The organism is Bradyrhizobium sp. UFLA01-814, from assembly GCF_046718885.1.
Taxonomy (GTDB): domain Bacteria; phylum Pseudomonadota; class Alphaproteobacteria; order Rhizobiales; family Xanthobacteraceae; genus Bradyrhizobium; species Bradyrhizobium elkanii.
Window position 1 is genome coordinate 1 of the sequence record NZ_JAQOSR010000277.1, and the last position, 6,711, is coordinate 6,711.

The 6,711-nt window shown below is 65.7% G+C and carries 4 protein-coding genes and 2 pseudogenes; 4 read left to right on the forward strand and 2 right to left on the reverse strand.

Features of this window, described 5'->3' with window-relative positions:
* Positions 1 to 2,284: translocation/assembly module TamB domain-containing protein (locus tag PMN64_RS41130; RefSeq protein WP_411784892.1), on the forward strand; the 2,284-nt coding region annotated here is incomplete at its 5' end.
* A gap of 19 nt (positions 2,285 to 2,303) precedes the next feature.
* Here PMN64_RS41130 and PMN64_RS41135 read toward each other — a convergent pair.
* Positions 2,304 to 2,888: pseudogene (locus PMN64_RS41135) on the reverse strand (SDR family oxidoreductase); the annotation flags it as partial.
* Position 2,889: 1 nt separating this feature from the next.
* On the opposite strand from PMN64_RS41135, the pseudogene PMN64_RS41140 reads away from it, so the two are divergent.
* The 3 genes and pseudogenes from PMN64_RS41140 to PMN64_RS41150 form a co-directional block, all read left to right on the forward strand.
* Positions 2,890 to 3,069 (forward strand): annotated as a pseudogene (locus PMN64_RS41140) (LysR family transcriptional regulator); the annotation flags it as partial.
* A 63-nt stretch (positions 3,070 to 3,132) separates the two neighbouring features.
* Positions 3,133 to 3,753 (forward strand): hypothetical protein, encoded by a 621-nt coding sequence (locus tag PMN64_RS41145; RefSeq protein WP_411784893.1) that lies wholly within the window; start codon positions 3,133 to 3,135, stop codon positions 3,751 to 3,753.
* A 214-nt stretch (positions 3,754 to 3,967) separates the two neighbouring features.
* Positions 3,968 to 4,741, forward strand: a complete 774-nt coding sequence (locus PMN64_RS41150; protein ID WP_411784894.1) for an SDR family NAD(P)-dependent oxidoreductase — start codon at positions 3,968 to 3,970, stop codon at positions 4,739 to 4,741.
* Positions 4,742 to 5,228: 487 nt separating this feature from the next.
* On the opposite strand, the gene PMN64_RS41155 is transcribed toward PMN64_RS41150, so the two are convergent.
* A partial coding sequence (locus PMN64_RS41155; RefSeq protein WP_411784895.1) for a TonB-dependent receptor occupies positions 5,229 to 6,711 on the reverse strand: 1,483 nt, incomplete at its 5' end.

Here is a 6,711-nt window from a genome sequence, read left to right on the forward strand (position 1 = left end):
CGATCGCGCAGCTCCCGCCTTTGCCGGATGGCACGCAAAGACCATCGACATTGCGATCGGGTCGGTATCCCTGAAGGGGGCAGCAACGATCGACGCACAGAGATTCGCCAGCGGGCAGATTCGCTTCGCAGCCGGGGCGCTCGCCGACCTCTCGCCGCTTGCCCTCACAGAGCTCGCCGGTTCGGCCTCACTCGACCTTGCCGCTTCGGCCGATGGCGGCCAGCAGTCGGTCCGGCTTGCCGGCAAGGGTGCCGGAATCCGTGCCGCGGGTGCGGCCGTCCGCAGTTTCGATCTGCGCGCCGATGGCGCCGATCTCTACAGCCATCCGGTGCTCAATGCTGATGCGCAGGTCAACGGTGTCGAGTTCGGCGGTCAGACGGTCTCCAACGTCACGCTAGCGGCCACGGGCAATGCCGATGCGAGCACGATCGGCCTGTCCGCCAAGGCTGCCGGATTCGATCTCGATGCCGCGGGTGCACTGACCACCAGGGAGCGGGTGCGGTTCGATCTCAACCGCTTCACCGCGCGGCGTGGCGCCAAAGCGATTGCGCTGCAGGGCCCCGCGGGCTTCACGCTCGACGATGGCACGGTGCTGATCGAGCATCTGGCGCTCGCGATTGGACGTGGCCGCTTCACGGTGGACGGCAAAGCCGGCCAAGTGCTCGACCTCAAGGCCGTGGCCAACGCGATCCCGCTCGGCGAAGCCGATGTCGCGATACCCGGTTTGGGCCTGAGCGGGACCCTCGACGCGTCAGCCGCGATTGCGGGCTCCATGAGCGCGCCGATCGGCCAGTACAAGGTCGCGGTCAGGCAGCTCACCGCGCCGCAGACCAGAAGCGCCGGCCTGCCGCCGATCGACGTTGCCGCGGACGGACGACTCGATGGCAGCCGCGCGAGCCTGAACACCACAATTGCCGCGGGAAGAGCCGGCGCGATCACGGCGTCGGGCACGGTGCCGCTCGACGCGACGGGTCCGATCGCGCTGACCGCGAAGGGCCGCCTCGATGCCGCCATCGCCAATGCCACGCTTTCCGCTTCCGGCCGGACCGTATCCGGCAGCGTCGCGCTCGATGCCCGTGTCGGCGGCACGCGCACCAGACCTCAGATCGGCGGTGTCGCCACCATGAGCGGGGGTACCTTCCGCGACAGCATGCTCGGCACACGCCTCGATGCCGTCGAAGCGAAAATCACCGCCGAAGGAGAGCGCATCGTCGTGGAGCGCCTGGCCGCGGTGACGCCCAACGGCGGCACCTTGTCCGGCTCCGGTCAGGTACGGGTCGCCCCGGATGCAGGCTTTCCAGGCACGGTCTCGATTCGCGGTCAGCAGGCGACGCTTGCTTCCAGCGCGCTGGCGACCGCGCAGGCCAATCTCGCCATTGACGTCACAGGCGCCCTGGCACGCGATCCGCGGATCGTCGGTCGCGTCGACCTGACCCGCGTCAACGTCGATATTCCGGATCGCCTGCCGTCGACGCTGAAGCCGATCGAGGGCATCAACCATGTGAACGCCTCGGGACAGGCCGCTGCACGGCTCGCAGCTGCGCGCAAGGCCGAGGCGCCGAAAGGCAACACGAAGCGCACGGCGCTCTTCAACGCCGCGCTCGACGTGACAGTTTCGGCGCCGAACCACGTCTTCATCCATGGCCGCGGGGTAACCGCGGAACTCGGCGGCTCCGTTCATGTCGGCGGTACGAGCAACGCGCCGGTTCCGAAGGGAGCCTTCTCGCTCTATCAGGGCAAGCTGGTGGTGCTCGGAAAGACGCTGACCTTCACCAAAGGCAATCTCTCCTTCAATGGCGATCTCGCGCCCGAGCTCGACTTTGCGGCAGAGATACAGGCCTCCGACATCACCGCGCAGGTCGGAATCTCGGGCCCGGCGGCCGCGCCGGTCTTCGCCTTCCATTCGCAGCCCGAGTTGCCGCAAGACGAGATCCTGTCGCGCATTCTCTTTCAGAAAGCTTCGGGCAGCCTGACGACCTCGCAGGCCGTGCAACTCGCAGGGGCCGCAGCTCAGTTCGCCAGCGGTGGCGAGGGAACGGTGGACCGCATGCGCCGCTCGCTCGGGGTCGACAATCTGGACGTCGGCGCCGGGGCGGGTGGTCCGATGGTCGGTGCCTCGCGCGCGATCGGCGACAGGTTGAGCGTGGGTGTGCGGACGGGCGCGAGCGCCAGTCAGTCAGGAGTGTCGGCCAATGTCGACGTGACGCGCCATATCCGCGTCGAGTCGGATGTCGATGCGAAGGGCTCGACATCCGTCGGATTAGGCACGCGATTCGAATGGTAAAGGCGACCGAGATCGCGCCTCACTTCGTGGTGTAGCCGCCGTTGACCAGGATGGTCTGGCCGGTCATCCACCAGCCGTCCGACACCAGCAGGCGGATCCACGGCACGATGTCCTTGATGTCGGTGAGCCCGGTCTTGGAGAAGCCCGACAGCGCCGCCGCCGATTTGTGATAGGCGACCGCGTCCGCGCCTTCGGCCGGATAGAAGAACGGCGTGTCCATCGGACCCGGGCCGATCGCGGTGACCGAGATGCCGCGCGCGCCGAACTCCTTCGATGCCGCACGGGTGAAGTGCTCGACCGGCGCCTTGGTGCCGGCATAGGCGGCATAGAACGGCGTGTAGGCGCCGAGCAGCGAGGTCACCAGCGTGCAGATCTTGCCGTTGTCGTTGACGTGACGGCCGGCCTCCTTGAGGAAGAAGAACGCGGACTCGGCGTTGACCGCGCTCATCGCGTCATATTCGGCCTCCGAGATCTCGACCATCGGCTTCTTCAATACCTTCCCGACGGTGTTGATCGCGATGTCGGGACGGCCGATCGCGGCGACCGCGTCGGTGAACAGCTTCTCCATCGCGCCCGATGTCGTGAGGTTGGCCTGGAAGGCGACCTACGACGTGAAGCGGCATATCGATGCAGGAGAGCGCGTCGAGCTGATGCCGCGGTACCGCGCCGCGCCGATGCCGATGACCTTGCTCTATCCGCACCGTCAGCATCTGTCGCGGCGGCTGCAGGTGTTTGCCGACTGGCTAACGGATTTGCTGAAGCAGAAGCTGCTCGCGGCGGATTAGGGGCGGAGGCTGGCGTTCCCGGTCGGTGGGACGTATAATCCCGGCGCTCGTGACGGTAACCTGATGACCACTTTGGTAAGTAAACTCGGCCTCGCAATCGCAATGTTGGCGCTGTGCCTGAGCGGCCAGCAGGCCAGTGCCCAGGCCGGACCGGTGCGCTACTGGACGCCGGGCTCGCTGTTCGGCTTCGGCGGCAGTCTTGCCGACGGCCAGAAGGCGGATACCTACGGAAACTTTCCGAGCTTTGACGCCTCCGGCGCGCAAGGCGGCGACTTCTCATATCTGAACGGCCGGCCCGACGGCTGGTTCGCCGGCAGCGAAGGCGGTCGCGTCGGCTGGAACGCGCTCGGCCAATCGGCAGCGTTCGGCTCGCTGGAATATCAGGGCGCGCAGTTCGGTTACAATTTCAGGGGCGTCGGCAATACGCCCGTGACCTTCTTCGCCGGCTTCGACACCCTGAAATACAATCCGCCCGGGGCCGGCGGACCGCTGGCGCCGTTCAGTGGCAATCCCGGCGTCAACGCCGGCTATTCGGCGCGCGCGGGCCTCGAGTTCCGCCCGACTTCGAATCTCAGCCTGTCATTCGGCGCGAGCTTTACCCAGCAGGGGGCGGAGCGCATGGACAGCGACATCCATTCGCAGCTGCTGCCCGGCCAGTCTCCGGTCCTGTTCGGCGGCCGGTAAAGCGCGATGAGAATCGTCATCGCGCTTTAGCTCCTTGTTTGAGCATGATCTCCGCGCAAACGCGTCCCGCGTTTGTCGCGAGGGAAAACCGCTTCGCACTTTTTCGGATCATGCTTTAGCGCGTCAGCGCAAGACGGCAGCGCTGCGGTCCTGATTCAACCAGAACGTCAGAACCAAGAAGGCTCGAGCTCGCGGGCACAATCAGGATCGAAACATGGACATGCAGGGCAAGATCGCACTCGTCACCGCCGCGGCATCGGGCGCCGGCCGCGCCGGGGCGCGCATCCTCGCGCGCGAGGGCGCGGCGGTCGCGGTGGTCGACCAGAACGAGGCCGGTACGAAGGCGGTGGTCGACGAGATCAAAAAGGGCGGCGGGCGCGCCTTGGCGCTGGCCGGCGATCTGCGCGACGACGGCTTTGCGCGCGATATCGTCACTGCGACGGTGAAGGAATTCGGCGCGCTCGACTGCGTGTGGAATCATCTCGGCATTCCCGGTCCGTCCGTGATCGACGATCTGGAAGGCTGGGATCTCAGCGTCGATCTCAATCTGCGCTCGCAGCTGATCACCACCAACGCGGCGCTCGGCCAGATGACCGCGCGGCGCCAGGGCAGCATCCTGTTCACCGCATCGACCTCGGGCCTGGTCGGCTCGCCGTGGAGCCCGACCTATTCCGCGGCCAAGGCCGGCGTGATCGGTCTGGCGCGCGCGCTCGCCAAGCGCCACGCCAAGGACGGCGTCCGCGTCAATGCGATCTGCCCCGGTGCGATCGACACGCCGATGCTGCGGGTGTTCGTCAACCGGCCGGACCAGCCGGGCCACAACGAGGCCGATCCGGAGGAACTGATCAAGGCCGCGGTCACCCGCAATCCGATGGGCCGCGCGGCGCGCCCCGAGGAGATCGCGGAGGTCGCGGTGTTCCTGCTGTCGGACAAGGCGTCGTTCGTCACCGGCATCGCGATGCCGGTCGACGGCGGGACGGTGGCGTAAGGCGCTGATGAACTGAGGCCTAGCCGGATGCGATAGCCTGCCATCGCAGGGACGCACTGCCAAAATATCGAAAACAACCCCATGCAAAGTAGCCGGCGGCCGCCGGCGGACACGGCAACTTGACTCGTCGGGCAAATCAGTGGCATTCTTCCATTATTCAGAAATCGTGCAGACGCCCCTCGCCACGGGGCTATCGCCCTCCGCTTGCGGGGGGAGGTCTCATCACAACGGGGAAACCCTGGCGCGTTACTTCCCTGTGGCCATCCTTCGAGACGCCCGCCGTTGGCGGGCTCCTCAGGATGACGTCTTGTTTCGCGGCTAAACTGTAAACCCTCATGGTGAGGAGCGCCGCTTGCGGCGCGTCTCGAACCACGAGGCCAAGCCGCTGCGCGGCCAGCGAAGACGCACATGCGTTTGCTCTACCCGCAAGCGGGAGGATGCAGCCCGTTCGCGTCGCGGGGCCGCTTCAACCTGACTTCTTCGCAGTTCAGAACTTCGCTCTGATGCCGGCATAGGCGGCGAGCGGCATGCCGGGGACGAAGGTGCGCGGATCGGTCAGCTGCGCCATCAGGTTGGGTGCAGCTCCGGCGCTGGCAAAGCCGCCGGTCTCGTAGAACGCGCCGCCGAGATAATAATGCTGGTTGAAGACGTTGTTGATCAGGCCGAACACCTCGATATTCGGCGTGATCTTGTAGGAGGTGTGCAGGTTCACGACCGCGTAGGCCGGGACCTTCTGGCTCTGATTGGTGTCGTCGCCGATCAGCCATTGACTGCCGACCACGTTGACGTCGGCGCCGATCTTCCATGCGTCGGTGGCGAGGTACTCGACACCTGCCTTGAAGCGGTGCGCGGGAATGCCCGGGATATGGTCGCCCGGCTTGACGTTGATGAACCGGACGTCATCGTTGTTCGGGTCGGTCAGGGCGTTCGGGTTGTCGGGAGCCGGCAACGTATTTGCGCTTCGATAGGTCGCGTCGATGAAGGTGTAGTTGGCATAGGCGTTCCAGCGATTGACGCGGTAATCGAGCTTGGCTTCGATGCCCTGCCGCAGGGTCTGCCCCGCATTCTGGAAATAGCCGAAATTGCCTGTGCCGATCGGGCTCTGCACCCGGATGATGTCGTCGTCGGACAGAGTGTGGAACGCGCCGAGGCCCCAGCTCAGCATGCCGGTCCTGGTGTCGTTGCCCCAAGTGCCGCGGAAGCCGGCCTCGATGGTGTGCGACACCACCTGCTTGAGCGGCGGATCGGACACCAGGAAGGAATCGATGACACAGGGGCGGGCCGGATCGGAGCAGCCGAGCTCGAGCGGCGTCGGCGCGCGGTTGGCCTCTGAATAGCCGGCATAAAAGGTGAGGTTCGGCGTGATCTTGTAGGTGCCGCCGATCACCGGGTTGAGGCGCTGGAATCGGTTGCTGCTGTTGAGCTGATCATTTGTCCCGGTCTGGTCCCGCAGATCGATCTGGGCATAGTTGAATCGTCCACCAGCAGTGACCGAGAACCTGTTCGTCACGTCGAAGGTATCGGTGAGATAGACGCCGGTGTAGGTGTTGGTGGCGCGCAGGTCGACCGGGGCGAGACCGGCATCGGGCTGGTTGATGAAGATGCCGGTGCCGGTCACGAACAGGTTGTTCGGATCGATGGTTCCGAGCTCGCTGGTCGCCGTGAATTTCGTGTTGCCGTGGTCGACGCTGACGCCCATCACGACGTGGTTGTCGTGCCCGAACAGCTTGTCCGAGTTGGTCAGCTGGGCCGTGCCGCCGAAGCTGTTGGTCGCGGCCCGGTTGCGGTCGACTTCGCCAAGGAAGGCGTTGCCAAGCGTGTTCGGAACCGAGGGACCTCCCGCCGGACCGAAAATCGGCAGGTCGTCCCCGATGCACAAACTGTCTCCCCCGTCGCAGGCATGCACGTCGGTGCCGTTGCCGTCGACGTGGGTCTGCCGGAAGCCGCGGAAGTAGGCATTGCCCTGGAAC

Excerpts from the sequence above, each read along its gene's own strand:
- PMN64_RS41145 (WP_411784893.1), top strand. The coding sequence starts at position 3,133 with ATGACCACTTTGGTAAGTAAACTCGGCCTCGCAATCGCAATGTTGGCG.
- PMN64_RS41150 (WP_411784894.1), top strand. The coding sequence starts at position 3,968 with ATGGACATGCAGGGCAAGATCGCACTCGTCACCGCCGCGGCATCGGGC.